We start from the raw sequence: 290 nt of genomic DNA, 5'->3' as shown, positions 1-290 counted from the left end.
CACCAACGCGCGCATACAGCTCGACAGCGGCACGCTCTTCCTCGGTGGCAGCTTCAACACCGCATCGTTCAATACCCTGGTCCGACCGGCCGATGCCGACCGCGGCGCGCTCAACCTCGTCGGCACGCTGAACAACGCCAACGCAACCCTCAACCTCAACGGTGCAACCGGCACGCTCAATTCCGGCGGCACCCTCGCAGGTGGCACGCTGGCCATCGACAACGCCTCCGGTGGCGCCTTCAACACCGGTTACGCCGGCATTTCCGGTTCGTCCTTCGGCGGCACGAATG

Annotated in this window: 1 protein-coding gene; it reads left to right on the top strand. The window is 65.5% G+C overall.

All coding sequences use genetic code 11. The features are described 5' to 3' along the window. The coding region (locus METUNV1_RS00020) for a hypothetical protein (protein WP_043358595.1) at positions 1-290 on the top strand (290 nt) is incomplete at both ends.

The sequence above is a fragment of the Methyloversatilis universalis FAM5 genome, from assembly GCF_000214035.2.
Lineage (GTDB): Bacteria > Pseudomonadota > Gammaproteobacteria > Burkholderiales > Rhodocyclaceae > Methyloversatilis > Methyloversatilis universalis.
This window is presented reverse-complemented; position numbering and strand designations above follow the sequence as displayed.